This window comes from Allobosea sp. Root670, from assembly GCF_001429415.1.
Taxonomy (GTDB): domain Bacteria; phylum Pseudomonadota; class Alphaproteobacteria; order Rhizobiales; family Beijerinckiaceae; genus Allobosea; species Allobosea robiniae.
This window is the reverse complement of sequence record NZ_LMJU01000021.1, coordinates 122,120-147,034: the sequence shown is the minus strand read 5'-3', so window position 1 is coordinate 147,034 and position 24,915 is coordinate 122,120. Positions and strand designations below refer to the sequence as shown.

The window sequence follows — 24,915 nt, the reverse complement described above, 5'->3', positions numbered from 1 at the left end:
CTCACAGAGCCGTGCCGAGGCGCCGGCGGCGCGGGAAGATGATCTGGCCGAAACCGTAGAAGGCGAGCTTCAGGAGGACGGCGAGAAGGAGATAGAGAACGGCGACGACGATGTAGGTCTCGAAGGCGCGGAAGGTGAAGGACTGGATGTTGTTGGCGACCGCCGTCAGCTCCTCGGCCGAGATCTGCGAGGTGATCGAGGAGGCCAGCATCATCAGCACGAACTGGCTGGTCAGCGCCGGATAGACCCGTTCCAGCGCCGGGCGCAGGATCACGTCCCAGTAGATCTGCGGCTGCGACAGGCCGAGCGCCTGCGCCGCCTCGATCTGGCCGGGATGGATCGTGTCCATGCCGGCGCGGACGATCTCGGCGGTATAGGCGCCGACATTGATCACCAGCGTCAGGACCGCGGCGACCAGGATCGGCAATTTGATGCCGATGCTCGAGAGCCCGAAGAAGATAAAGAAGATCTGGATCAGGTAGGGCGTGTTGCGGATCGTCTCGACATAGAAGCCGCAGAGCCATTGCAGGGCGGGCGAGGCGCTGCGCCGCCCAATGGCGCAGAGAATGCCAATCGCCAGCCCGAAGACGACGGCGAAGGCCGTCATCTGCAGCGTGGTCAGCGCGCCGCTGAGGAATTCCGGCCAATGCTCGACGAGGGCGCCGAAATCGAATTTGTAGCGCATCGTCCGGCCCTCCCCGTCAGCGCGCGAGCCAGCCGCCGTCGACCGGCAGAACGACGCCGTGGACATAGGCAGCAGCATCGGAGGCGAGAAACACGGCGGCGCCGCCGATTTCCTGCGGCTTGCCCCAATGCCCGGCCGGGATGCGCGCGAGGATCGCCTCGTTGCGAGCGGCATCGGCCCGCAGGGCTTCCGTGTTGTTGGTGACGAAATAGCCCGGCGCGATCGCGTTGACGTTGATGCCCTTCCCCGCCCATTCGCAGGCGAGCAGACGCGTCAACCCGGCGAGCCCGCTCTTCGAGGCCGTATAGGAGGGGATGCGGATGCCGCCCTGGAAGGAGAGCAGCGAGGCGATGTTGATGACCTTGCCGCCCTTGCCGTCGGCGAGCATGCGCTTGGCCACCGCTTGCGTCAGGAAGAAGGTCGACTTCAGGTTGACGTCCATCACCGCGTCCCAGTCGGCCTCGGTGAAGTCGATGGCATCGGCGCGGCGGATGATGCCGGCATTGTTGACGAGGATGTCGAGCCGCGAACCATCGGCCTTCGCGGCGGCGTCGGCCTGCTCGACGATGCGGGCGATCGGCTCCAGCGTCGCCAGATCGGCGGTGATCTCATGGAAAGGTTTGCCGGTTTCCGCCACCAGCGCCTTCGTCTGCGCCATGCTGGAACGACCGACCGCGACGATGCCGGCCCCCGCCTGAGCCATGGCGACCGCAATCGCCTGGCCGAGCCCGGTATTGGCGCCGGTGACGATCGCCGTGCGGCCGGTCAGGTCGAAGGGCGAGGCCATCAGCGCAGGTCCCCGGTGGCGACCATGTCCATATCGGTGTAGTCGACATTGTCGCCGCCCATGCCCCAGATGAAGGAATAGGCCCGCGTCGCCACACCGGAATGGATCGACCAGCCGGGCGACAGGATTGCCTGCTCGTTGGCGACGACGAGATGGCGGGTCTCCTGCGGCTCGCCCATCAGGTGGAAGACGCGGGCATCGGCCGGCACGTCGAAGTAGAGGTAGATCTCGCAGCGCCTGTCATGGGTGTGCGAGGGCATCGTGTTCCAGATGCTGCCCTCGTCCAGCGTGGTCACGCCCATGACGAGCTGGCAGGTCTCGCAGACACCGGGGATGATGTACTGGCGGATCGTGCGCTTGTTGGCGGTGGCCTGCTCGCCGAGATGCAGCGTCTTGGCATCCGCTTCGCGGATCACCTTGGTCGGGTGCACGGCATGGGCCGGGGTGGAGAGCAGGTAGAACTTGGCAGGATTCGCAGCATCGTCGCTGGCGAAGGAAACCTCGCCGGCTTCCTTGCCGACATAGAGCGCATCGCGTTTGGCCAGAGCGTAATCCTTGCCGCCGACCGAGACCTTGCCGGGGCCGCCGACATTGACGATGCCGAGCTCGCGCCGCTTCAGGAAGGCATCGGTCCCGACCGCCTTCGGCGTCGGCAGCACGACCTGTTTCGCCGCCGGCATGGCGCCGCCGACGATGACGCGGTCGAGATGGCTATAGGTCAGCTTGACCTCGCCGGAAACGAACAGCGTCTCGATCAGGAAATGGCGGCGCAATTCGGCGGTGTCGAAGCCCTTCACGGCCTCGGGATGCGAAACCTGGCGGATGTCGATGGTCATGTCGTCTCCAGTCGCGCGACCGGCGGAGCAACGCGCCGTGGCCGCTCCGAACCGTCGCCCATGTCGAAATAGGGGCTGTTGAGGGCGGCGACCGCGTCGAGGTCGTCGAAGAGCTTGCCGAGATGCTCGCCCATGGCGTGGGCCGCGGCTTCCGCATCGCCGCGGCGGATCGCCTCGACCACCGCGCCATGCTCGCGCAGCACGCGCTCCATGCGGCCCTGCTGCGGCAGGGTAAGCCGGCGGAAGCGATCCATCTGCAGCTTCACCTGCTGGGTGAAGCGCCAGATGCCGGGATAGCCGGCAAGCTCGGCGATGCCGGCATGAAAGGCGTCGTCGGACTGGTGGAAGAGCTCGCGCTCGCCGCGATCGGCCCGCGCCGCCAGTTCATCCATGATGCGGGCGAGCCCATCGGCCCGGCCGGCGCCATGTTGGGCTGCGAGCCTCGCGCAGGTCTCTTCCAGCGAACGGCGGATCACCAATGCCTCGGGCAGGGCCCGGAACGGGATCAGCGCGGCGAAAGTGCCCGACTGCGGGAAGATCGAGACCAGCCCCTCGTCGGCGAGCTTCAGCAGGGCCTCGCGCACCGGCGTGCGGCTGACCGCATGGGCCTCGGCGATGTCCTTCTCGACGATCGGGGTACCGGGCGGAATGGCGAGCGAGACGATCTCGGCGCGCAGCGCGTCGCGGATCACCGCAGCGGCCGTGCGCCGTCCCGATGAACCCGAACCCGCAGCCATGATGCCGCCGACCGTCAATGCGCGCCCTCCCGAGGCTCTGTTTCGCGATTCATATACTAGTATATTAGTTGCGATCAAGCCGATTTTCGGAAGGGCGCGCAAATGCATCAGGGCCGCTGCGGCGGCAGCGGCCCTGATGCGACCAGCGAGACTATCGCGTGATTTCAGACGGCCGAGGTCAGGCGCCGACCTTGGCGAGCACATCGGCACGCAGGAAGCGCTCGATGAACAGCATGAACAGCACCGAGGGCACGAGCAGGATCAGCGCCGTGATCGAGGCGACCTGATAATTGCCGCCCATCGCCGCGCTGTAGAGCAGGAGCGGCAGGGTCGTGACCTGCGGCACGCCGACGAAGAAGGTGCCGGTGAACTCGTCGAGCGACTCAAGAAAGACGAAGATGCCGCTGGCGATGATGCCGGGCGCAGCCAGAGGCAGCGTCACCGAGAAGAAGGCCTTGAGCGGCGACGCGCCGATATTGCGGGCAGCGAGTTCGAGATCCTTGTCGACGGCGGCGAAGGCCGCGGCCGCGATCCAGACGGAATAGACGAGCCCGTGCGCGGCATGGACGAGCACCACGGCGAAAACGGTCCCGTTGATGCCGAGCGAATAGAAGACGCGGGCGACGTTGATGTAGATCGCAACCGAGGGGAAGGCCTGCGGCAGCAGGAACAGCACCATGAAGAAGGCGCGCGCCGGCAGCTTCAACCGCGCCAGCGCGTAGCCGGCGGGGATGGAAAGCGCGAGCGCGACGAGGACCGTCAGAACCGCGATCCAGACCGAGGTGCCGAGCGAGGCCATGGCGTCGCCGGTCGGCCGAAAGACCTGCTCCCAGTAGCGCGTGCCGTAGACGACCGGCAATTTGTAGGGCGTGTACCAGCGCTCGGCGACGGACCAGAGCGCCAGATTGACCAGCGGCCCGATCAGGAAGAAGGCGAAGGCCGCGAGCGCGAAGGCCGCAAGGACCATGCGCAAGCCGGAGACGGCGCGGATCATGGCGCGTTCTCCTTCGCCATGCCGCGCTTGAGGTAGATGATCGCCGCGCCGGCCGAGATCAGATAGGTGATGACGCCAAGCGCATTGGCCGTGGCGTAGTCGCCATAGGCGTTGATGCGGAAGGCCATGTCGACGGTCAGCATGGTCGGCTGCGACCCCGCCACCATCATCGGCACCGAGAGCACCGACAGCATCGTCACGAAGGAGAGGACGAGCGCGACGAGGAGCTGCGGCATCACCTGGGGCAGAGCCAATTCAACGAGAACGCGCATCCGCGACGCCCCGAGATTGCGGCCGGCCTCCAGCGTGGCGCGGTCGAGCGCGGCGAGCGCGCCGGCCAGCAGCAGCGCGACGAAGGGCGTCTGCTTCCAGACGAAGGTCGCGATGATGCCGCGCCAATCGAGGAAGCTCATCGCCTGCAGCGGCTCCATCAGGCCGAGCGAGACGAAGGTGTTGTTCATCAAGCCGTTCTTGGCGAGGAAGGTGCGCATGCACTGCGCCGCGACGATGAAGGGGATGAAGAGCGGCCAGCGATAGAGCGCCTTCAGCGTGCCGACGATCCAGCGGTTCTCGCCGAGCGTCAGCGTGCCGGCGATGACGATGGCGGCAAGCCCGGTCAGCAGGCAGGACGACAGAACGATGATGACGGTGAAGACGACATCGCCGGAATAAAGCTCCCACGCCTTGCCGAAGGCCTGCAGCGAAAAGCCTCCCTCAGGCCCGGTGAAGGCCGAGATCAGCGAGAAGCAGAGCGGATAGAGAAACAGCGCCGCGACGAGCGCAAGGCCGGGCGCGATCAGCAGCAAGGCGAGATTGCGTTGGGAAAGGGACATTCTCGGTTCCGGCTAACCAATCGCGTTGGGCTGGAAGGGTCGTCATGGCCGGGCTTGACCCGGCCATCTCTTCAACCAGCGCGAGCTGGTCGCGAGATCCTCGGGTCAAGCCCGAGGATGACGGTCTCTCGGGACGAACCTCAGTTCGCGACCTTCTTCTCGTAGCCCTCGAGGATGTCGTTGAAGTAGGGCGCGATCGGGAAAGGCTTGCCGTTCTTGGCGAGTTCGGCCGGGGTGACGTCGGTGAAGAGCTTGTCCCAGGCGGCCTTGTCGAGCTTGCCCTCGAGGTTCTTGGCGTCGATGCCCGGATACCAGTTGAACTTCTTGACGATGCCGTCGGCCTGGACTTGGGGGCTGGTCGCGAGCGCAATGAAGGCCTCGGCCAGCTTCTTCTGGGCCGACTTCTCCGGCACGGCATAATACATCGGCTGGCCGGGCATGCCGGGCGAGACGAGCTTGAGCTTCATGTTCGGCGGCAGCTTGCCGTCGGCCTGCCAGGAATAGAACATATCGACCCAGACCGGGCCGATCGCGATCTCACCGCGGTTCAGCATGTCGAGCGTGCCGGCATTGCCGGGGGTGATGACGACATTGGCGTTGAAGGCCTTGAGATCGGCGAAGGCCTTGTCCCAGCTCGTCTTGGTGGCCGCGTCATAGGGGCCCTTCATCAGCTTCTCGGCGTCGCCGCCGAAGGCATAGACCCAGCCGGCGACGAAGGAGACGCCGGACATGCCGCCCTTGATGCCGTTATAGCCGAACTGCTTGGGGTTCTTCTTGGCCCAATCGGCGAGCTCGGCGAAGGTTGCCGGCGGCGTCTTGACCATGTCGGCATTGTAGGCGAGCGCGGTCTGCGACTGGAACATCGGAATGACGAAGCCGCTGACATCGGTGCCGAGCGAATTCTTCGCGGAGTCGCCGGTGGCGAGCTTCGCCGTCTCGACATTGGCCGTATACTTGTTCAGCAGGCCTTCCTTGACCATCTGGCCGGCCGCTTTCTGGTGGATGACGAGCACGTCGAAATCGGTCGAGGCCGCACCCTTCTGGGCGTCGAGCTTCTCGTAGATCTTCTGCGAGCCGGAATCCCCCGGGCCGGTGCCGACCGAGACGACCTTCACGCCGGGATGGGCCTTCTCGAACATCGGCCCGAGATAGTCCTTGACGTAGTCGACCATGTTCTGGTCGCCGGCGGAGGCGACATTGAGGGTCTGCGCGGATAGCGGCGATGCCACGATCAGCGCAGCAAGCGAGCAGGCAAGCGTGATGATGCGCATGGGTCTGACTCCCTGTCAGGCGGCAATCCCGGCCTCGGTCGCCGGGAAGATGTGAAGGCGCTGCAGCGGAATGCGCAGCCCGACCTTCGTTCCGAGTTCGTGACGGCCGGTATCGTCGACCGTGATCTGGCGGCCGGCGGCTTCGACCTTGTAGCGGTAGATGCCACCGGGATAGGCGCGCGCGGCGATCGTGCCGGGGACGACGAGATCGCCGCCGGCCGCCGCCGCATCAAGGGCGCCGAGGCTCGCGACGTCGTCGCGGAAATAGGCGAGCGCATCGCCGTTCGGCAGCTCCGCTGCCGCAGCGCCTGCAAGCGTCGCACGGGCCTCGCCGGCCGCGACGGAAGCCCGGCCCTCCTCGCGGTTGATGCTGAGCGGCAGGACGTTCTCCGCGCCCATGAAATTGGCGACAAAGGCGCTGGCCGGGCGATCATAGACCTCCTCGGGCGTGCCGACCTGAGCGACCCGGCCGGCCTGCATGATGACGAGCCGGTCGGCCATGGTCATGGCCTCCTCGCGGTCATGGGTGACATGGACGGCGGTCAGGCCGAGCCGCTGCTGGATGGCGCGGATCTCGTGGCGCATGGTCATGCGGATCTTGGCGTCGAGATTGGAGAGCGGCTCGTCGAGCAGGAGGATGCCGGGATCGATCGCAAGCGCCCGGCCGAGCGCAACGCGCTGGCGCTGGCCGCCGGAGAGGGCCGTGACCTTGCGGTCCTCGTAGCCGGAAAGGCCGAGAAAACCCAGCATCTGGCCGACCTTGGCAGCGATCTCGGCCTTCGACTTGCCCCGCAGCTTGAGGCCGTAGCCGATATTCTGGAGCACGGTCATATGCGGCCAGAGCGCATAGGACTGGAAGACCATCGCCATGCCGCGCTTTTCCGGCGGCAGCCCGGCGACATCCTTGCCGCCGACGACGATCGAGCCTTCCTCGACCGGAACGAAACCGGAGAGCGAGCGCAGCAGCGTGGTCTTGCCGCAGCCGGAGGAGCCGAGGAGCGCGGTGAAGCTGCCGGGCGTGAAGTCCAGATCGATGCCGTGCAGCACGCGGGTGCCGCCATAGGCGACCTTGAGACCGCGCACGCCGATGGCTGCGCCGCTACCCGCTCTGGCTTGCGTTTCCGGCTGCAAGGCGCCTACTCCCCCGGTTCTGCTCTTATCGCCTGACAATGGAATATTTCTTCCACAATCGGCTCAGTTGAAATAAACGTTACGCACGGGGCGCAGTCTATGCAAGAGCTTTGTGAAAGGCGGATGACAGTGCGGATTCATTCTCTCTGGCTGATGCCGGCGCCTGCGGACGAAGCGATGCTGGCCGGCATCATCGGCGAGCTGTCGGGCCGTTTCGGCACGCCGCTCTTCGCCCCGCACCTGACATTGCAGGGCGACACCGAGACGACGCCCGAGCTGCTGAGGCAGGCGATCACCGCGGCAACCGGAGCGGTCGAGGCCTTCGCGGAGCCGGTCTCCGTCGTCGAAGGCAGCGACGCCTATTTCCGCTCGTTCTATGCCCGCTTCGCCGTCTCGCCCGCTTTGGCGAAGCTGAAGCAGGCGCTCGATCCCGACGGCTTCGCGAGCTTCATGCCGCATGTCTCGCTGCTCTATGGGGAGGTCGAGGCGGGTGCGAAGGCTGCAGCCATCGCCGAGATCAATGCCCGCCTCGCCGGGCGCGCCATCCGCTTCGACCGCGTGGGCATCGTGACCTCCGGACAGGATGTGCCGATCGCCGACTGGCAGGTCGTGGCGAGCGTCGCACTGCGCTCGGCCTGAGCCTTCCGGCTATTCTCCGGTCAATTCGCGATTGCGACGGCTGACCTCGTCGCTGTAGCGCTTGATCGCATGCGCCTCGCTGAGGATGCCGACAAGGCGGCGGCTGTCGCGATCGGCGACGACCGGCAAGGCCTCGCTTTCCGCCTCATTGAACAGCTTCAGCGTGTCGCGCACCGACATGTCGGCGAGCAGCATCCGATCCGTGTTGCGCAGGAGATGGCGAACGGTGCGGGGGGCGGGCTCTGCTGCCGCTTCCTCGTCCAGTGCCGGATCGGGCTCGTAGAGCGCACCGGGCGGCACCATGCCGGCATAGGCATCGCCCGGGCCGACGGCGACGAGATAGCTGGTCGAGCCGGGCGGGTATTTCAGCCGCGCTTCGGCAATGGTGGCATCGGCCGCGATCTTCGGCACCTCGATGCGCATCATGCTGCCGGCCGTGAGATCGCGCATCCAGCCGACATCATGGGCGCCGCGGATGCTTTCGCCGCGCAGGTGGAAGCGCCAGGTCGCGAAGGAGAAGCCGAAGAGGCGGCGCGTCACCAGCGAGGCCGCGCCGGCCGCACCGACCACGGCGAGCGTCAGCTTGAGATCGCCGGTCATCTCGAGCGCGAGCAGCGTCATCGTCATCGGGCCGCCGACGATCGAGACCGCAAGCGAGCTCATCCCGACCAGCGCAAACAGCGTCTCGTGCCCGGCGAGGTTGGGGAAGGCGAGCGTCAGCACGCCGATGAAGAGGCGGCCCGTCAGCACGCCGAGCAGGAGCGAGGCGAAGAACAAGCCGCCGCGAAAGCCCGATCCGATCGAGACAGAGGAGGCCAGCGCCTTGGCGACGAGCACCAGCGCGAACAGCATGAGGCTGGCATCGATGCCGAGATAGAGATTGATCGCGCCGTGGCCGGCCGAGAAGACGGAAGGGTTCCAGACCGCCAGCGCGCCGACGACGAGGCCGCCGAAAGCAGGCCGGAGCCAGGTCGGGATCCGCGAGCGCCTGAAGCCCGCCTCGACAAAGGCGGCGGCGCGCATGACGACGATGCCGACGAGCCCGCAGGCGGCGCCGAGCATGACGACGAGCGGCAAATCCGCCACCGTGATCGACCCGATCGGCGGCACCTCGACCGCGAGCAATGCGGGCGCGAGTACGCTGTGGGTCACCGTCGCCATGAAGGTCGCGGCCATCACCGGCACGAAGGCCGCGATCGAATAGCTGCCGAGGATCAGTTCGAAGGCATAGAAGGCGCCGGTCAGGGGCGCATCGAAGGCGGCACCAATGGCGCCGCCGGCGGCACAGCCGACCATCAGGCGCATATCCGCGCGGCGCAGGCGCAGGCGCCGGCCGATATGCGAGGCGAGCCCGCTCGCCGCCTGCGTGTAGCCGGCTTCGAGTCCAACCGAGGCACCCGCACCACTGGAGCCCATCGTCTGCAGCGCGACGAAGACGCTGTCGCGGAAGGACATGCGCCCGCCATGCAGGGCATTGGCCTCGATCGGATCGATCGGCTGCTTGCGGCGGCGGAAGAACAGCCAGGAGGCGCAGCCGATGACGAGGCCGCCGAGGACTGGTCCGGCGAGCGCGCGCCAGGGCGGGATCGTGGTCGTGATCGAGAGCCGCTGCGTATGCGGCAACCCGAAGATCATCTCATGCAGGAGCTGCGTCGTGAAGGACATCGCCAGCACGACGAGCCCCGCGAGGACGCCGACCACACAGGCCAGCACCACGATGCCGATTTCGCTGGAGCGGACGAGCGCGCGCCAGCCCTGCGGCGCATCGCCTGTCCCGGCCGGCGTTTCGGTGGCTTTCACGGTGATCACGGCAAGGCCCGTCAGGCTCGTTCGTCACGTCCGTCCGCGGTCGCATATCGCAGCGGCCGGAACAAGACGGCTCGGCGATAGCGGCCCCGCCTGTGCCGCAGGGCGGCTACGAAATCGGCACCGCGAGACCAGTCTTGACCCGGTCCATGGCGACGAAGGAGCGGAACTTGCGGATATTGGGATCGGCGAAGAAGAGGCGCCGCGTCAGCCCCTCATAGGCCGCCATGCTCGGCACCAGCACGACCAGCATGAAATCGACCTCGCCGGTGACGTAATAGCATTGCTGCACCTCCGGCGCGGCGAGGAAAGCGCTCTTGGCCGCATCGATATCGGGGGCCGTCTCGCTGACCAGCTCGATCTCGACGAAGAGCGTGATCGGATGGCCGAGCGCGGCGGGATCGACGACCGCGACATTGGCCTGGATGACACCCGTCGCCTCCATCCGGCGGATGCGGCGCTGCACCGCCGGCGCCGACAGATTAACGCGCTCGCCGATCACCCGCTGGGGCGTGGTGTTGTCCTGCTGGAGGATCGCAAGGATCGCACGGTCGAAAGCGTCGAGTTGATGAGCGGTCGGTTCGGCCATGCCTCATCCCGAGAAAGAAACTTGCAAGGACATGGGACAAATCCAGCGCCTTTTTCACCTAGGATGCAATATCCATTCAGGCAACCCAGCCAGACGAGGCCGCCATGTTCCTGCTCAACCATCATCCGGATTACCGCTCGGCCCTGCATCCGGAGGATGTCGCGACGCTGGGGCCGGCCGGCGCCGATGCGATCGCGGCGCATCTGGCGGTGCGCCCGAACCATGTGCCGACGCCGCTCCACAACCTGCCAGGCCTCGCCGCTGCGCTCGGCATCGGCGCGCTTTCCATCAAGGACGAGGGCCAGCGCCTTGGACTTGGCAGCTTCAAGGCACTCGGCGGCGCCTATGCTGTGATCCGGCTTGCGCTCGAAGCGGCTTCCGAAAAGCTCGGCCGGCAGCTCGCCGATGCCGACATGAACGATCCCGCCGTCCGCGCGGTGGCGGCCGGCATGACCTTCGCCTGCGCGACCGACGGCAACCATGGACGCTCGGTGGCGCAGGGCGCGCAACTGCTCGGCGCGAAGGCCGTGATCTTCGTGCATGGCGGCGTCAGCGACGAGCGCGTCGCGGCGATCGCCCGCTTCGGCGCCGAGATGGTGCGCGTCGACGGTACCTATGACGATTCCGTGGTCGAGGCGGCGCGTGTCGCGACCGAGCGCGGCTGGACGATCGTCTCCGACACCTCCTGGGACGGCTATGAGCGCATCCCCGGCCTCGTCATGCAGGGCTACACCGCCATCGCCCGGGAGGGGCTGGCGCAGGTGCCGGAACGGCCGAGCCACGTCTTCGTGCAGGCCGGCGTCGGCGGCATCGCCGCCGCGCTCGCCGCCCAAATGCAAACGAGCTTTGGCGAGGAGCGGCCCTTCTTCACAGTGGTCGAGCCGTCCCGTGCTGCCTGCATCTTCGAGGCGGCGAAGCAGGGCAAGCCCGGCAAGATCCCGCATGGCGCACCGACCGTGATGGCGATGCTCGAATGCTACGACCCATCGCCGCTGGCGCTGCGGGTGCTCTATCGCGCGGCGGACGCCTTCATGACGGCAGAGGATTCCGATGCCGTCGAGGCGATGAACCGCCTGGCACGGCCGACCGGCGGCGACCCGGCCATCGTCGCCGGCGAAAGCGGTTCGGCCGGCCTTGCCGGTTTGCTGGCGACCCTGCGCGACCCGCAGGCCCGTGCAGCGCTGAAGCTCGACAGCAAGTCCCGTGTCTTCCTCGTCAATACCGAAGGCGCGACCGACCCCGCGCGCTATGCCGAGCTCGTCGGCCTCAAGCCGGAGGCGGTCGCGTGACCACGCAAGCCATCGAGCGATTGACGCTGCATTCGCAGAGCCATTCGCCCTATGCGCGCAAGACCATCGTCTTCGCGCATGAGGCGGGCATCGCCGAGCGGCTCGCAATCATCGACCAGGAGACCAGCCCGACCAACCGCAACCCGGACGTGTTCGCGGTCAATCCGCTCGGCAAGGTGCCGGTGCTGATCACGCCGGAAGCCGGCGCGATCTTCGACTCGCTGGTGATCTGCGACTATCTCGACGGGCTTCATGACGGCCGTCGATTGATCCCGGCCGAGGGCAAAGCCCGTTGGCAGGCTTTGCGCCTGCATGCGATCGCGCAGGGGCTCTGCGATGCCGGCATCGCTTTGCGCTGGGAGACGTTGCGACGGCCGGAGCACCTGCGCTATCCGCCCTTGAGCGAGGGACAGACCGCGAAGCTCGTCGAATCCTTCGACCTGCTGGAACGCAGCGAAAGCTTCGACGAGCCCGTCCATATCGGCCATATCGGGCTGGCCACGGCGCTCGCCTGGCTGGAATTCCGCAGCCTCCCGGATTTCCGGACCGGACGGCCGAGGCTGACGCGCTGGCATGAGGCGTTCTCGGCGCGCCCCTCCATGCAGGCGACCGCCTATCACGGCGAGACGCAGGATCGGCCGGCGGCCCGGACCATTGCCGGATGACCGGCTGACGTCGTAGCAGGGCAGCGCGGCCCTTCCGGCTGCGCCGGAGGCCGTGCATGAAGCTTCGTCCCGATACGCTGGCGATGACCGCCGTCCTCGCCATGCTGACGGCGCTAGGGCCCCTCTCGACCGATTTCTACCTGCCCTCCCTGCCCGAGATCGCGCGGGTGATGGAGACGGATGTGGCGGGTGCGCAGGCGACGCTCTCCTCCTTCCTGTTCGGCTTCGCCGCCGGGCAGATCTTCTGGGGGCCGCTCTCGGATCGGCTGGGGCGCCGGCCGGTGCTGCTCGCGGGCCTTGCCCTGTTCGGAATCGCGACGCTGGCTTGTGCCTTCGCACCCTCGATCGGCGCGCTGACGCTGGCGCGAGCTTTCCAGGCGCTCGGCGCGTCCGGGCCGATCGTGCTCGGCCGCGCCATGGTCCGCGATCTCTATGACGGGCCGCGCGCCGGGCGCGAACTCGCCCGGATGGGGATGATCATGGGGCTGGTGCCGGCGGTCGCGCCGGTGATCGGCGGGGTGCTGCAGGTCGCCTTCGGCTGGCGCTCGACCTTCCTCGCCTCGCTCGCCTTCGGGCTGGTGCTCGCCGTGGTCATCATCACCGTAATGCCGGAGACGCTGCGGGCGCGCTCGCCGCAGCCGCTCTCGCTTGTCAGCATCTTCAAGGGGTTCGGCACGCTGCTGCACAACCGCGCCTTCCGCGTCTATGTCGCGCTGACGGCGCTGGCCTATGCCGGGCTCTTCGCCTTCATCTCAGGCTCGTCCTTCGTGCTGATCGGCGTCTACGGGCTGACGCCGGTCGAATACGGCTTCTCCTTCGGCTTCGGCGTGCTCGGCTACATCACCGGCACGATCATCGCCCAGCGGCTGGTCGGACGGCGCGGCATGGACGGGGTCATCGCCATCGGCGTCGCCTGCCTCGCCGGCGGCGGGCTTGCCATGCTGGTCGGAGTGCTCACCGGATTCGGCGGGCCTGCCGGCGTCGTCGTGCCGATGGCGCTCTATGCCTGCGGCGTCGGGCTGACCATGCCGCAAGCCCAGGCCTCGGCGATGATGCCCTTTCCGGATCGGGCGGGCGCGGCCTCCTCCTTCAACGGGCTGTGCCAGATGCTGCTCTCGGCCTGCGTCGGGCTGCTCGTCGGGCATCTCCTGAAGAACGCGGCGCTGCCGCTGCCGCTTGTGATGTCGGCGCTGGGCGTCGCCGCCCTCGTCCTGTTCCGCGCGACGCGGGGCATCCGCGCGGCGAAGAGCTAAAGGACCCGCTTCTCACCCGGCAAGAGATTCTCGGGATCAAGCCCGAGAATGACGACAGGGTTCGTCAGCCGCCGAAAAGACGCTCGAAGAAGTTCTTCTCCTGCGGCGCCGGCGGCACCCAGGCCCGATCACTGGTCGGCGGGGGCGCCTCCGGCTGGCGGGCCTCGGCGACTGGCGCGCCCAGATCGAGCGGCCGCGGCGCGCCCTGCCAGAAGCCGCCGGGCAACGGAATCGGCTGCGCTCCGGCATGGGCGGCCTTCATGTACTTGCCCCAGATCTCGCCGGGCAGGCCGCTGCCGGTGACGCGCTTCATCTTCGAGTTGTCGTCGTTGCCGACCCAGACGGCGGTCACGAGCTTGGCGGTGAAGCCGACGAACCAGGCGTCGCCGTAATCCTGCGTCGTGCCGGACTTGCCGCCGACCTGCCAGCCCGGGATGTTGAACTTGCTGCCGGTGCCGCCATTCATCACGCCGGTGAACATCGTATCCATCATCGCGAGATATTGCGGCTGGATGACCTGGCCGAGGCTCGTTGCCTTGCGGGCATACACGACCTTGCCAGTGGTCTGGCGCACCTCGCGGATGACATAGGGCAACACCGACTGGCCGCCATTGGCGAAGGTCGCGTAGGCCGCGGTCATCTCCAGCGGCGTCACTTCCGAGGTGCCGAGCGCCAGCGACAGGTTCGGCTGCAGGGCCGAGGAGATGCCGAGGCGCTGGGCGGTGCGGACGACCTCCTTGGGCGTCACCTCCTGGATCAGCCGGGCGGCGACCGTGTTGAGCGAATGCTGCATCGCCGTCGCCAGCGTCACCGGGCCGCGATAGTTGCGCGAATAATTCTCCGGCTCCCAGCCCTTGATCGAGACCGGGGCGTCGTCGCGGATGGTGTCGGGGGTCAGGCCCTTCTCCATCGCCGTGAGATAGACGAGGGGCTTGAAGGACGAGCCCGGCTGGCGGCGCGCCGCCGTGGCGCGGTTGAACTGGCTCTTGGTATAGTCGCGGCCGCCGATCAGGGCGCGGATCGCCCCGTCGGGCGCGAGCGAGACGACCGCGCCCTGAGACGCGTTAAGCTTGGCGCCCTGCGCGGACAGCGCATCGACCAGGATCGTCTCGGCCGACGCCTGCAATTTCGAATCGATCGTGGTGAGGACGGTGACATCGCCGTCGACCGCGCCAATGAAATCGTCGAGCACGTCCATGACGTAGTCGGCGGCGTAGTTGACCGAGCCCGCCCCGACGCGCTCCGGCACCTCGGCCGGCGCCGTCAGCGCGGTCTTGGCCGCGGCCTGCGTGATGAAGCCCTGGTCGGCCATCGCGGCGATGACGAGCTGGGCGCGCTTCTCGGCCGCCTCGGGATTGCGGTTGGGCGCCAGGCGCGACGGCGCCTGGACGAGGCCGGCCAGCATCGCCGCCTCCGCGATCGTCACCGAGCGCGCCGACTTGTTGAAATAGCGCTGGGCGGCAGCCTCGACGCCATAGGCGCCGGAGCCGAAATAGACGCGGTTCAGGTAGAGCTCGAGGATCTGGTCCTTGGTGTAGGTCCGCTCCAGCCAGAGCGCCAGGATCGCCTCCTGGATCTTGCGGGCGGCGGTACGCTCCTGCGTCAGGAACAGGTTCTTGGCGAGCTGCTGGGTCAGGGTCGAGCCGCCCTGCGCCACGCCGCGCCCGCGCAGGTTGGTGACGAGCGCGCGGGTGATGCCGATCGGATCGATGCCGAAATGCTCGTAGAAGCGCCGGTCCTCGATCGCGACGAAGGCCCGCGGCAGATAGGGCGGGATCTCGCCGATGGTGACGGTGCGCCCGCCGGTCTCGCCGCGATTGGCGAGGAGCGAGCCGTCGGCGGCGAGGATCGCGATGTTCGGCGGCCGCTTCGGCACGGTGAGCTGGTCGATCGGCGGCAATTGCGATGCATGATAGGCGATGAGCCCGCCAAGGCCGATGACGCACCAGAGGCCGAGCACCATCGTCCAGTAGAACAGCCCGCCCAGGAACGAGCGGCGGCGATGCCGGCCACGGCGCTTGCCCCCACCGCCGCCACCGCTACGCTTGTTGCCGCGCTTGGGCGGGTTGCGGAGCTGCCGGCTCGGCTCGGGCTGTGCCGGAGCGTTCCGGAAACGCGAGGGGCGATCGTCTGGAGAAAGGCGCATGTCACCGTCCACATGGCCTTCGCCACGCTCATATCCAAAGGAGGGCTCGCGCCGCTCGCCTCGTGCAATCCGGTCGTTCATCCTGCCCCGTTTTCGGCCGCCATGCCGCCTCGCAATGCGGTCAGGTCACACAGGATTCAAACATGGCGCTTTTAAGGGTTCGTAAAGCGTGCACTGCGGCGGCAAGGACACAGCCGTCGCGCAAACGTGATCGAACTTGCAAACACGCAAACGAAATCGTCATCAAATCGGATATTGCGCAAATTCAGGAGGCTCGCCTAGAACCCGGAACTTGAACACCTGAGCCATCCGCAGTTCTCCCCAACCAAGGACCACCGCATGCAGTTTCTGTCGCGCTTCCAGCCCTATGCACTCGGCCTGCTTCGCATCTTCGCCGCGCTGAGCTTCATCTCGCACGGCACGCAGAAGCTGTTCGGCTTCCCGGCTGCTCCGTCCTGGGGCCTGCCCTCCGCCATGAGCCTGCCCTGGACCGCCGGCGTGATCGAGATCGTCGGCGGCGCGCTCGTCCTCGTCGGGTTCTTCACCCGGCCGGCCGCCTTCGTTCTCTCTGGCCTGATGGCCGTCGCCTACTGGATGGCCCATGGCTCGAAGGGCTTCTATCCGCTGCTGAACGGCGGCGAGGCGGCGATGCTGTTCTGCTTCATCTTCCTCTACATCGCGACCGCCGGCCCCGGCGCCTTTGCGCTCGATTCCCGCAAGAACTGACATTCGACGGCGCATGACGACGAAAGGCCCGCCTCCTTAGCGGAAGCGGGCCTTTTTTCATGTCTGAAGCAGGCGGATCAGACCGCCGCGGAGATCCAGCGCGAGAGATCGCTCTTGGGGGCGGCGCCGACCTTCTGGGAGGCGAGCTTGCCGTCCTTGAACAGCATCAGCGTCGGGATCGAGCGGATGCCGAACTGAGCCGGAATCTGCTGGTTCTCGTCGACATTCATCTTGACGATCTTGACCTTGCCGCCGAGCTCGGTCGCGATTTCCTCGAGCGCCGGGCCGATCATGCGGCAGGGACCGCACCATTCCGCCCAAAAATCCACCACGACCGGCTCGGACGACTTCAGGACATCGGCCTCGAAGCTCGCGTCGGTTACCTTGCTCGTTGCCATGACTGGCTGCCTTTCGAATCCATGGGCGGCATCGTCGCCCTTCGCCAGCGAAGCTATGAACGCCGGCCCCTCCGGTCAAGGCGCGTGCACCGCAGGGCGGAGGTGAGGCCGGCGCGTCACGACCCGCCCGAGACCAGGCTCGCCCCGACATTGATCGCCATCGCCAGGATCGAGGTGTTGAAGACGAAGGCCAGGATCGAATGCACAAGCACGACGCCGCGCGCGCGGCGCGTGGTCACGCCGACATCCGAGGTCTGCGAGGTGCAGCCGATCGTGCAGGAGAAATACAGGAAATCGACATAGTTCGGCGTGCCGCTGCCAGGAAAATCGAGGCAGGGCTCGGTCTTGCCGCCGCGATAATAGATGCCGGCATAGTGCAGGGTGAAGAAGGCGTGCAGCAACGTCCAGGAACACAGGATCGTGACGCCGCCGAGCGCGAGATGGGCGCCGCGCTCAGCCGCCGGCACCGCCCCGATGCCCGTGAGCTGGACCGCGATGGCCGCAAGGCTCGCCGTCGCCGCGAGGCAGGATATGACGAGGATGGCGACGGCGCCCTCGTCCTGCTGCTCCGCCCGCGCCCGGATCTGATCGACCGTCTCCGTAAACATCGTCGCCGCCAGAAGGCCGAGATAGAGGACGGCGCCGGCATCCCAGGCGACCAGCAGGCGCGTCGCCCAGCGCCAGTCGCCCGGCAACAGCATGGCGAGCAAGGCGCCCGCGGCCAGAGCGATCAGCAGACGCGGGCGCAGAGCGAGGGAATGCGGCACGAATTTCATGGCGGGAACGATCCCTCGGCGGAAGCGGCTTCCTCACCGGCGGCCAGGGCCGCGAGCGCGGCGTCGAGGCGGCCAGCATCCAGTTCGAAACAGGCGAGGCTCGCCGTATAGATCACCAGAGCCCGAACCTCCCGCCCCGGATAGATCTCCCGCATCAGCGCGGCATAGGCGGCAAGCTGGGCGATCGTTGTGACCGGGATCGCATCGGCCTCGCGCGGGGGTCGGGCCGTGGTCTTGAAATCGGCGACGACGACGCTCTCGGCGGTCACCGCCAACCGGTCGATCCGCCCGGATACGGCCCGCGCCGCGCCATCCGCCAGGCGGATCGAACCCGCGACGGGGACTTCCGCCAGGGCATCCGGTGCGAAGAGCCCGGCCAGCGCCGGGGCGGCCAGCAGGTGCAGGGCGTCCGTGACGATGGTTGCCCGCCTTTCGGGCGGCAGGGCTCCGCCACGCGCCTGCGCCAGGGCCGCCGCCGTCGCCGGGCGGCGCGCCTCCGGGACGCCCGGCAGGACCTGCAGGAGCAAATGCGCCAGCCGGCCGGCCGCCGCCGCTTCGGCGAGGAAAGGACCGTCGCCCGGCCGCTCCTCGCCATCAGCCGCGGCAAGCGCGCTCGACGGCTTCAGCGGCGGCAAGGGCTCGGCTTCGCGCGCGACCCGCTCGGACAGCCAGGACGGCACGGCGGAAGGCGCGGCCTCTCCTTGTATCCGGCCGGTTTCCTCTTCTGCCGATGACGGCGCAGAGATCATGAAGCGCAACGTCGCCTCGTCGCCGTCGCCGATCAGCTTCAGGCCGGCATCCGACCGCATCAGCCCCTGCTCGATCATCGCGTACCAGCTTCCGGGCGGCGCCTCGCCCTTGGCCTGCACGCCGCAGACGATCAGCCGGTCCTCGGCGCGGGTCATCGCGACATAGAGCAGGCGATGATGCTCCTCGACCATCTGGGCGACCACCACGGCCTTGGCCGCAGCGGTCGCCGATACGTCCTCCGCGGCGGCGGGTGGCCAGAGCGGCACGAGCTCACCATGGGGCGACGGCACGGCCAGGATCTTCGGCAGGCGCCTCGCACCAGGCTCAGGCCCGAGATCGGCGAGGATGACGATCTTCGCCTCCAGCCCCTTCGAACCATGCACGGTCATGACGCGGACCTCACCGGCGCTGGCCGAGAGATCGCGTTTCACATCGGCGGCGCTGCCGGCGACATGCTGGAGGAAACCGGCGAGCGAGGGGCCGTAGCGGCGCTCGTGATCGAGCGCGGCGTTGAGGAAGGCATCGAGCGCGTCGCCGGACTCGGCGCCCAGCCGGGCCAGGGCGAGATTGCGCCCGCCGCCGGGGCCAAGCAGGTCGGCGAAGAAGCGGAACGGCCCGCAACGCCCGGCCTCCCGCGTCCAGTGGGTGAGCTTCGCCTCGGCGGCGGCGTAACGCGGCTCTTCCGCTGCGGCTTCTTGTAAAGCGGCGCGCAGCGAGCCCTTGCGACCGGGCGCGAGGCGCAGGAGATCGTCGTCGTCGAGATCGATCAAGGGCGTCTTGAGCGCGGTGGCGAGCGTCAGGTCATCGTCGGGCAGCAGCAGGGCGCGGCCGAGCACCACGAGATCCTCCACCGCCGGATGCTCGGCCAGCGTCAGGCGATCGCGGCCGGCGACGGGGACCCCGGCATCCTTCAACGCCTTGACGATCGCCTCGAACAGCGCACCGCGCTGGCGCAGCAGGATCATGACGTCGCCCGCCGCGAAGGGATGGCCGAGATCGTCGCGGCCGGCGTCGTGCCAGCGCCGCAAGGTGCGCGCGATTCGCTCGGCGAGCTTCACCGTGCCGCTGCGCCGCTCGGGTGCGTCGACCGGCGTCGTCCAGGCATCGGGCGGCTCGCCGGTATCGTTCGCGGCAAGCGGCCAGATATCGACGGTTCCGGGTGCGTTGCGACGGACCGTGTCGTGGATTTCCGGCCGCGTCGCGCCGTCGAAGACGAGGCCGCGCGCGTGCTCGGGCAGCGCGAAGACGGCATCGACCGCCTGCATGATGTCGGGCGCCGAGCGGAAGGAGGTGTTGAGGCTGATCGCCTCGAAATCCTGTTTCGCGGCCGTAACCCGCGTCTCGAGCGCCCGGCGTTCCTCGCCGAAGGCTGCGGGAGCAGCGCCCTGGAAGCCGTAGATCGACTGCTTCTCGTCGCCGACGACGAAGATGGTGCGCGGCTTCGCCCGGAGATCGCCGCCGCTGGTGAATTCCTCGGCAAGCTTGCGCAGGATCGCCCATTGCGCCTCGCCGGTGTCCTGCGCCTCGTCGAGCAGGATGTGGTCGATACCGGCATCGAGCTTGTACAGCACCCAGGCCGCCTCGACCCGCTCCAGCAGCGAGCGTGTGCGTGCGATCAGGTCGTCATAGTCGAGCAGCGAGCGCAGGCTCTTCTGACGCTGGTAGGAGGCGAGCATCCGCGTCACCAGCAAGGCGAGCGCCGCGCTGCGATCGCGGATCGCGACGGCGTTCACCTGTTCGGCGGCGCCGAGCAGACAGGCGGCAAGGTCCTCCAGCGTTGCGAGCACGGCACCGTCGAACTCGGATTTGCCCTTGCCGCGGATATTGGCGTTGACCGTGCCGGCCTCGGTGATGAGGCCGCGCCGGCAGAAGCCGATGGGGTCGCCGTCATCCTGCCCGGCGAGGAGCGTTCGCAGGTTCGCCGCGCAAGTCTGGCGAGTGGCGCTGCCAGCCTGAAGCGCCTCGATCAGGGCATGAAGCCCTGGCAGCGCCCACAAATCCGCGCGGAAGCGCGTCTTGATTTCGTCGGGCGTGAGATCCGGCGCGATGCCGAGGAAGGCGGCGATGCTGGCCTTCACTGCCCCAGCGTCACGAGCGCGGCCATTCTCGTCGCTGAACAGGGCGCGCTGGCGCAAAGCCTCCTGGAACATGGTCTCGAACGAGTCCTGCGCCGCGAGCCTTGCGAGCAGGTCGAGTGCGCGCGCTTCCGGCCCGTTCGGCTCGGCAGCGACGAGGGCGAGCAATTCGCGGCGCGCGGCGCGCAGCATCTCGGCCTGCGCCAGATCGTCGGCGACCTCGAAGCGGGGCGGCACATTCGCCTCGAACGGGGCTGCCTGCAGCACCCGCGTGCAGAAGGCGTGGATCGTCTCGATGCGCAGACCGCCCGGCGTCTCCAGCGCCTGCGCGAAAAGGCGGCGGGCCTTGGCTCGCTCGGCCGCATTCGGTGCCCGGCCGGTGAGGTTCGCCAGCTCCTTGGCGAGCGCCTCGTCGGAGAGCGTCGCCCAGGCACTCAAGGCCCTGAAGATGCGGTTGGCCATATTGGCGGCCGCCGCCTTGGTATAGGTGATGCAGAGCATCCGGCCGGGCGCGACATCGTCGAGCAAAAGCCTGAGCACGCGGTTGACCAGCACATGGGTCTTGCCCGAGCCGGCATTGGCCGAGACCCAGGCGGAAAGGCCGGGATCGGCGGCCTGCGCCTGGCGCTGGTTGGTCAGCGACGGGACGATCCAGCCGGGCCTCATGCCTCGCCCCCCTCGTCGCCACCGGGCGCCGCCGACCATTCCTTGACGCGGGCGAGGTGGTCATAGGGGCTGGCATAGCGGATATAGTCGGGCGCGCGGCGCGAGACGAAGGGCTCGCGGCCCGAGCGCAGGGCGTCGAGATATTCGAGCAGACGTTCGAGATGAAGCGCGGCGACATCGGCCAAAGACTCGTCGCCGAACTTGAGCGGCGTGCTCGCTCCCCAGCTCTTGGGATCGTGGTGGAGCTTGATATAGAGCACGTCGTCGACCGGCAGCGGCCCGGCCAGCCCCTTGAAGCCGGCGCGCGCAGCCAGATCGGCTTCCAGTGTCAATTGCGGTGCAAAGCCCTTCTCGACCTGCTTCCTGGAGGGCGGCGCACCCGTCTTGAAATCGACGATGCGCAGCGAAGGTGTTCGCGTCAGCTCGATCCGGTCGGCCTTGCCGCTCAAGCGGAATTCGCTGCCATCGGCAAGCGGGAAGCTCGCGGCCGTGAAGAGCTCGACGCCGATGCGGCCGATATCGCCGCGTCGGCGCTCCTCCCAGCGGATGAAATGGCCAGCCGTCAGCAGGAAGCGCGGCCACCAGAAGGCCTTGACCTCCGGCACGTCGTCATAGGCGCGGAAGAGCCGGGCGCCGATCTCGACCAATTGGCCGAGCGCATCCGCCGGCAGCCCTTCGGGATAGGTCGTGGTGAATTCCTCGACAATGCCGTGCAAGAGCTTGCCGCGATCCTGCGCGGTCGGGTCCGCCACGAGATCGTCGAGCGCGTCGAGCTTCAGGATCTTGCGGGCATGGATCTGGTAGGGGTCGCGATACAGCGTCTCGACCTCGGTAACGCTGAGCGAGAGCGGCTGGAGATCGCGCGGCGGGCACGGCGCCGGACGGGCGATCGGCCTGGCATCGGCGGGAGCGCTCAGGACACCGGCCAAAGCCCGCAGCTTCGCCCCCTCGTCAACGGCCTTCGCCCAGACCGGCTGCGGCGTCACCGCCTGCAGGCGCTGCCAGAAGCGCGAAGCGATGGTCTCGGCCTCGCCGGCCTTGCGCGGACGCGTCAGCGTCACCTGCGGAGCCAGCGCCGCCATGACGAAATCATGCGCAGTCTGGCCGACGCGCCGCTCCGGCGGCGACAGGCCGAGCTCGGTGCGCATCGGCCGATTGATGAAGGAATCGGTCGTGGTCTGCGGCGGCCAGACGGTCTCGTTGAGCCCGCCGAGCACGACATGGTCGGCCTCCAGCAGGCGCGCTTCGAGCAGCCCCCAGATCGCGACGCGCGGATAGCCGGGCGTTGCACGCTTGACCACGGTCTCGGCCAGCAGCTCGTCGAGGATGGCGACGAAGTCCCGCGCCGTGCCATCCGGCGGCATGACGGCCTCGGCGGCCGCGAGTTCGTCGAAGAGCCCTGACAGGGCCTCGCCATCCGACCCGACGAAGGCGAGCGGCGTGCCCGCCTCGCTCTGGCTGAAGGCGGTGACAGCTTCGCGCGCTGCGACGACGACGGCGGCCAATGACGGCGTCGCGGCGGCGAATGCCTCGCGCAAGGATGCGCTTGCTGCCCCGAGCCCACGCAATACGGCAGCGGCGGCCGCCTGGTCCTCCGCCGCCAGCCGGGCGCGCGGACGCGGAGCGTGCCCGCTTTTGCGGATCGCCTCCCAGTTTGCGAGCGCGACTTCCAGCCCCGGCATCCCCCGGCCCACCGCCTGCCCGCGCCATGTCCCGATATCGAGCGCGGCAGCGCCGTGTGTCAGCGCCGCCTTCCCGAGGCCGAGCCGGCAGAGCGGGTGGGCGAGCAACGGCACAAGCGCGACCGGCGCCATCTCGGCCAGTACCGCTTCGAGGATCAGGCGCAGCAGCGAACCGGCCGGCCAACGCCCCAGCGGCAGGCCAGCGGAATCGTCGACCTCGACGCCCCAGCGCCTGAGCTCGACTGCGACGCGCTCGGCCAGTCCGCGATCCGGCGTCACCAAGGCTGCATGGGCGCCGGGCCGCTCCAGCGTCTCGCGCAGGGCGATGGCGACGATGAGCGCCTCCTCACGCTCATCCGCAGCCTCGACGACGCGCAGGCCCTGGAAGCCCTCCGCCGCCATCCCTGCCGGAACACGCGCCCCGAGGTCGGACCAGAGTTCGGTGACCGAGGCCGGCAGCATCGCCTCGCGCAGCAGCGCGGCGCGGGCTTCGCGCGCGGCGGCGGGCTGCGCCAGCTCGCGAACATCGTCGCGATCCGCTTCGAGGGTCTCCATCAGGTGATGCTGGGCGGCCTGCGGATGCGAATGGGCCGGCTCCTTCGCGATCGCATCCCAGGCGCGAGCCGCCAATCCGAGATCGATGCCGGGCAGGACCACCGCTCCGTTCGGGAGCCGGGCGATGGCCGCGAGCAGCCGTGCCGTGGCCGGAACCGTACCGGTCGAGCCGGCGGCGATGATCGGCCCGCTCGCCCCGCCGCCGACCAGCCTGTCGCGCTCAGCCGCGAGCATGCGATTGCGAAAGGCGGCCGGATCGCAGGCACCGCGCTCGACGAGGATTTCGGGCCAGGCCTCGCCGAGAATGGCTAGGAAGCCGGCATTGAGCTGCCAGACGCGATCGAAACGGGCGGCATCGAGCGAGGCGAGTCGTTCGACCGAAACGCCTTCGGTCTGCATCTGGTCGAGCAGGGCCGCGAGGTCGCCGGCGAGCCCATAGGCCTCGGCCAGCGTCGCCGGCACCAGCGCGGGCTCGGCCGGATCGAGCTTGAGATGGCTGCGATTGGCTGTGCGGCCCCAGGCATCGACCAGCCGCGTCAGCAGCATGCGGCGTTCGAGCGGGGCGATCGGAGAGACGCGTTCTTCTGCCCAGGCACCGGCGCCGATCAGCGCCGTTTCGGCTTCGTCGACATCGCCGAGCGGGACGATGCGCGGCAGCAGCAAGGGCCTGCCACCAAGCTTTCCGGCGAGGATCGCGGCGAAGGCACGGGCGGCGCGACGCGTCGGCAGGTAGAGCGTCGTGCGCGCCATCGCTGCGGGATCGGCGGGGTCATGGACCGGCCCCAGCCGCCCGTCGAGCATCGCCTGCGCCAGCACCTCCAGAAACGGCGCGCCGGCCGGGATGCTGAACAGGTTGAGCTCAGGCATCGACCGGCAGGGCAGCAGCGAAGGCGGTCTCGGCCGGCGCGATCGCCTCGGGCGTGCCAACATGCAGCCAGCGGCCTTCCAGCCGCTCGCCGAACAGGCGGCCGCGCGCGATGGCACGGTCGAAGAGCAGGTTGAGCGAGAACGGCCCTTCCGGCGTATCGGCAAAGAGCTCCGGCTTCAGGATCGCGACGCCGGCATAGACGTAAGGTGCGCTCGCGGCGCTGCCCCGGCGGGACAGGCGGTCGTCATCGGCGAGGACAAAATCGCCGGCGCCATCGAAGCCGAGGCTGGTTTCGCGATCGGCGAGCAGGAGCAGCATGTCCATCCGCGCGGGGTCCCAGGCCGCGGCCATCGCCTTCATCGCAGGCCGGCCGGTCTCGCGCCAGAGCGCATCGGAATTGACGTGGAAGAAGGGCGCGGCACCCAGCAACGGCAGCGCCTTCCGGACGCCGCCGCCGGTCTCCAGCAGCTCCGCGCGTTCGTCCGATATGGTGATGCGGGGGCGGGTGCGATCCACGAGATGCGTTTCGACCTGCCCGGCGAGATGGTGGACGTTGACGACCGCTTCCTCGACGCCGGCCTCGGCCAGCCGGTCGAGCATATGGTCGAGCATCGCCTTGCCGCCGATCCTGACCAGCGGCTTCGGCAGCGTGTCGGTGATCGGGCGCATGCGCTGCCCGAGCCCGGCCGCCAGCACCATCGCCCGGCGGATCGGCGGCGAAGCGGTTGTGGTCACGCGAATCTCCGTAGTGATCGGCT

At 68.2% G+C, this 24,915-nt stretch carries 21 protein-coding genes; 5 read left to right on the top strand and 16 right to left on the bottom strand.

The features are described 5' to 3' along the window. Window position 1: 1 nt before the first annotated feature. The 8 genes from ASE61_RS25605 to ASE61_RS25570 all read right to left on the bottom strand — a co-directional run bounded on the left by ASE61_RS25605 (window position 2) and on the right by ASE61_RS25570 (window position 7,274). Window positions 2–685 (bottom strand): amino acid ABC transporter permease, encoded by a 684-nt coding sequence (locus tag ASE61_RS25605; protein WP_061971804.1) that lies wholly within the window; start codon window positions 683–685, stop codon window positions 2–4. A gap of 16 nt (window positions 686–701) precedes the next feature. Continuing rightward, window positions 702–1,472: a 2-dehydro-3-deoxy-D-gluconate 5-dehydrogenase KduD gene (gene kduD, locus ASE61_RS25600; RefSeq protein WP_061971802.1), complete on the bottom strand. Its 771-nt coding sequence runs from the start codon at window positions 1,470–1,472 to the stop codon at window positions 702–704. Further along, complete coding sequence (kduI, locus tag ASE61_RS25595; protein ID WP_061971801.1) at window positions 1,472–2,308, bottom strand: 5-dehydro-4-deoxy-D-glucuronate isomerase; 837 nt, start codon at window positions 2,306–2,308, stop codon at window positions 1,472–1,474. Before kduI ends, kduD begins: the two co-directional genes overlap by 1 nt. Beyond that, on the bottom strand, window positions 2,305–3,045 hold the full coding sequence (locus ASE61_RS25590; protein WP_082617761.1) for a GntR family transcriptional regulator: 741 nt from the start codon (window positions 3,043–3,045) through the stop codon (window positions 2,305–2,307). The genes kduI and ASE61_RS25590 overlap by 4 nt, the downstream gene beginning before the upstream one ends. A 178-nt stretch (window positions 3,046–3,223) precedes the next feature. Next, window positions 3,224–4,039: an ABC transporter permease gene (locus ASE61_RS25585; protein ID WP_061971798.1), complete on the bottom strand. Its 816-nt coding sequence runs from the start codon at window positions 4,037–4,039 to the stop codon at window positions 3,224–3,226. Further along, the gene (locus ASE61_RS25580) at window positions 4,036–4,872 is read right to left on the bottom strand and encodes an ABC transporter permease (protein WP_061971797.1); all 837 of its coding nucleotides are present in this window, start codon (window positions 4,870–4,872) and stop codon (window positions 4,036–4,038) included. The genes ASE61_RS25585 and ASE61_RS25580 overlap by 4 nt, the downstream gene beginning before the upstream one ends. A gap of 140 nt (window positions 4,873–5,012) precedes the next feature. Beyond that, a complete protein-coding gene (locus ASE61_RS25575; protein ID WP_061971795.1) occupies window positions 5,013–6,143 on the bottom strand; it encodes an extracellular solute-binding protein in 1,131 nt (376 codons plus the stop codon). 15 nt (window positions 6,144–6,158) lie between these two features. Continuing rightward, window positions 6,159–7,274 (bottom strand): ABC transporter ATP-binding protein, encoded by a 1,116-nt coding sequence (locus tag ASE61_RS25570; protein WP_200959691.1) that lies wholly within the window; start codon window positions 7,272–7,274, stop codon window positions 6,159–6,161. 123 nt (window positions 7,275–7,397) lie between these two features. On the opposite strand from ASE61_RS25570, the gene ASE61_RS25565 reads away from it, so the two are divergent. Beyond that, window positions 7,398–7,913, top strand: a complete 516-nt coding sequence (locus ASE61_RS25565; RefSeq protein WP_061971793.1) for a hypothetical protein — start codon at window positions 7,398–7,400, stop codon at window positions 7,911–7,913. Window positions 7,914–7,922: 9 nt separating this feature from the next. Here the strand turns inward: ASE61_RS25565 and ASE61_RS25560 are convergent, their stop codons facing one another. Both ASE61_RS25560 and ASE61_RS25555 read right to left on the bottom strand, forming a co-directional pair. After that, entirely contained in the window at window positions 7,923–9,713 is a 1,791-nt protein-coding gene (locus ASE61_RS25560; RefSeq protein ID WP_061971886.1) for a chloride channel protein, read from the bottom strand. Between the two features lie 115 nt (window positions 9,714–9,828). After that, window positions 9,829–10,308: an Lrp/AsnC family transcriptional regulator gene (locus ASE61_RS25555; RefSeq protein WP_061971791.1), complete on the bottom strand. Its 480-nt coding sequence runs from the start codon at window positions 10,306–10,308 to the stop codon at window positions 9,829–9,831. Window positions 10,309–10,412: 104 nt separating this feature from the next. On the opposite strand from ASE61_RS25555, the gene ASE61_RS25550 reads away from it, so the two are divergent. From ASE61_RS25550 to ASE61_RS25540, 3 genes are read left to right on the top strand one after another with little or no spacing between them, the layout of a single operon-like run. Then, entirely contained in the window at window positions 10,413–11,597 is a 1,185-nt protein-coding gene (locus ASE61_RS25550) for a diaminopropionate ammonia-lyase (RefSeq protein ID WP_061971789.1), read from the top strand. A 20-nt stretch (window positions 11,598–11,617) separates the two neighbouring features. Continuing rightward, window positions 11,618–12,262: a glutathione S-transferase family protein gene (locus tag ASE61_RS25545; RefSeq protein WP_061971884.1), complete on the top strand. Its 645-nt coding sequence runs from the start codon at window positions 11,618–11,620 to the stop codon at window positions 12,260–12,262. A 56-nt stretch (window positions 12,263–12,318) separates the two neighbouring features. Then, a complete protein-coding gene (locus tag ASE61_RS25540; RefSeq protein WP_061971787.1) occupies window positions 12,319–13,515 on the top strand; it encodes a multidrug effflux MFS transporter in 1,197 nt (398 codons plus the stop codon). Window positions 13,516–13,579: 64 nt separating this feature from the next. On the opposite strand, the gene ASE61_RS25535 is transcribed toward ASE61_RS25540, so the two are convergent. After that, the gene (locus ASE61_RS25535; RefSeq protein ID WP_061971785.1) at window positions 13,580–15,742 is read right to left on the bottom strand and encodes a transglycosylase domain-containing protein; all 2,163 of its coding nucleotides are present in this window, start codon (window positions 15,740–15,742) and stop codon (window positions 13,580–13,582) included. 258 nt (window positions 15,743–16,000) lie between these two features. Here ASE61_RS25535 and ASE61_RS25530 point away from each other — a divergent pair, with 258 nt between their 5' ends. Continuing rightward, entirely contained in the window at window positions 16,001–16,387 is a 387-nt protein-coding gene (locus tag ASE61_RS25530; RefSeq protein WP_061971783.1) for a DoxX family protein, read from the top strand. A 77-nt stretch (window positions 16,388–16,464) separates the two neighbouring features. Here ASE61_RS25530 and trxA read toward each other — a convergent pair whose 3' ends face one another. The 5 genes from trxA to ASE61_RS25505 all read right to left on the bottom strand — a co-directional run bounded on the left by trxA (window position 16,465) and on the right by ASE61_RS25505 (window position 24,892). Further along, the gene (gene trxA, locus ASE61_RS25525) at window positions 16,465–16,785 is read right to left on the bottom strand and encodes a thioredoxin (protein ID WP_061971781.1); all 321 of its coding nucleotides are present in this window, start codon (window positions 16,783–16,785) and stop codon (window positions 16,465–16,467) included. Window positions 16,786–16,901: 116 nt separating this feature from the next. Then, window positions 16,902–17,561 (bottom strand): DUF1345 domain-containing protein, encoded by a 660-nt coding sequence (locus ASE61_RS25520; protein WP_061971780.1) that lies wholly within the window; start codon window positions 17,559–17,561, stop codon window positions 16,902–16,904. After that, window positions 17,558–21,052, bottom strand: a complete 3,495-nt coding sequence (gene addA / locus ASE61_RS25515; RefSeq protein WP_061971778.1) for a double-strand break repair helicase AddA — start codon at window positions 21,050–21,052, stop codon at window positions 17,558–17,560. The genes ASE61_RS25520 and addA overlap by 4 nt, the downstream gene beginning before the upstream one ends. Further along, a complete protein-coding gene (addB, locus tag ASE61_RS25510; RefSeq protein ID WP_061971776.1) occupies window positions 21,049–24,156 on the bottom strand; it encodes a double-strand break repair protein AddB in 3,108 nt (1,035 codons plus the stop codon). Before addB ends, addA begins: the two co-directional genes overlap by 4 nt. Continuing rightward, window positions 24,149–24,892 (bottom strand): nucleotidyltransferase family protein, encoded by a 744-nt coding sequence (locus tag ASE61_RS25505; protein ID WP_413813556.1) that lies wholly within the window; start codon window positions 24,890–24,892, stop codon window positions 24,149–24,151. Before ASE61_RS25505 ends, addB begins: the two co-directional genes overlap by 8 nt. Window positions 24,893–24,915: the final 23 nt, after the last annotated feature.

What these genes read in the sequence shown, in the direction of transcription:
- ASE61_RS25605 (WP_061971804.1), bottom strand. Translation starts at nt 685, where the DNA reads ATGCGCTACAAATTCGATTTCGGCGCCCTCGTCGAGCATTGGCCGGAA.
- kduD (WP_061971802.1), bottom strand. Translation starts at nt 1,472, where the DNA reads ATGGCCTCGCCCTTCGACCTGACCGGCCGCACGGCGATCGTCACCGGC.
- kduI (WP_061971801.1), bottom strand. Translation starts at nt 2,308, where the DNA reads ATGACCATCGACATCCGCCAGGTTTCGCATCCCGAGGCCGTGAAGGGC.
- ASE61_RS25590 (WP_082617761.1), bottom strand. Translation starts at nt 3,045, where the DNA reads ATGGCTGCGGGTTCGGGTTCATCGGGACGGCGCACGGCCGCTGCGGTG.
- ASE61_RS25585 (WP_061971798.1), bottom strand. Translation starts at nt 4,039, where the DNA reads ATGATCCGCGCCGTCTCCGGCTTGCGCATGGTCCTTGCGGCCTTCGCG.
- ASE61_RS25580 (WP_061971797.1), bottom strand. Translation starts at nt 4,872, where the DNA reads ATGTCCCTTTCCCAACGCAATCTCGCCTTGCTGCTGATCGCGCCCGGC.
- ASE61_RS25575 (WP_061971795.1), bottom strand. Translation starts at nt 6,143, where the DNA reads ATGCGCATCATCACGCTTGCCTGCTCGCTTGCTGCGCTGATCGTGGCA.
- ASE61_RS25565 (WP_061971793.1), top strand. Translation starts at nt 7,398, where the DNA reads ATGACAGTGCGGATTCATTCTCTCTGGCTGATGCCGGCGCCTGCGGAC.
- ASE61_RS25555 (WP_061971791.1), bottom strand. Translation starts at nt 10,308, where the DNA reads ATGGCCGAACCGACCGCTCATCAACTCGACGCTTTCGACCGTGCGATC.
- ASE61_RS25550 (WP_061971789.1), top strand. Translation starts at nt 10,413, where the DNA reads ATGTTCCTGCTCAACCATCATCCGGATTACCGCTCGGCCCTGCATCCG.
- ASE61_RS25540 (WP_061971787.1), top strand. Translation starts at nt 12,319, where the DNA reads ATGAAGCTTCGTCCCGATACGCTGGCGATGACCGCCGTCCTCGCCATG.
- ASE61_RS25535 (WP_061971785.1), bottom strand. Translation starts at nt 15,742, where the DNA reads ATGAACGACCGGATTGCACGAGGCGAGCGGCGCGAGCCCTCCTTTGGA.
- ASE61_RS25530 (WP_061971783.1), top strand. Translation starts at nt 16,001, where the DNA reads ATGCAGTTTCTGTCGCGCTTCCAGCCCTATGCACTCGGCCTGCTTCGC.
- trxA (WP_061971781.1), bottom strand. Translation starts at nt 16,785, where the DNA reads ATGGCAACGAGCAAGGTAACCGACGCGAGCTTCGAGGCCGATGTCCTG.
- ASE61_RS25520 (WP_061971780.1), bottom strand. Translation starts at nt 17,561, where the DNA reads ATGAAATTCGTGCCGCATTCCCTCGCTCTGCGCCCGCGTCTGCTGATC.
- addA (WP_061971778.1), bottom strand. Translation starts at nt 21,052, where the DNA reads ATGAGGCCCGGCTGGATCGTCCCGTCGCTGACCAACCAGCGCCAGGCG.
- addB (WP_061971776.1), bottom strand. Translation starts at nt 24,156, where the DNA reads ATGCCTGAGCTCAACCTGTTCAGCATCCCGGCCGGCGCGCCGTTTCTG.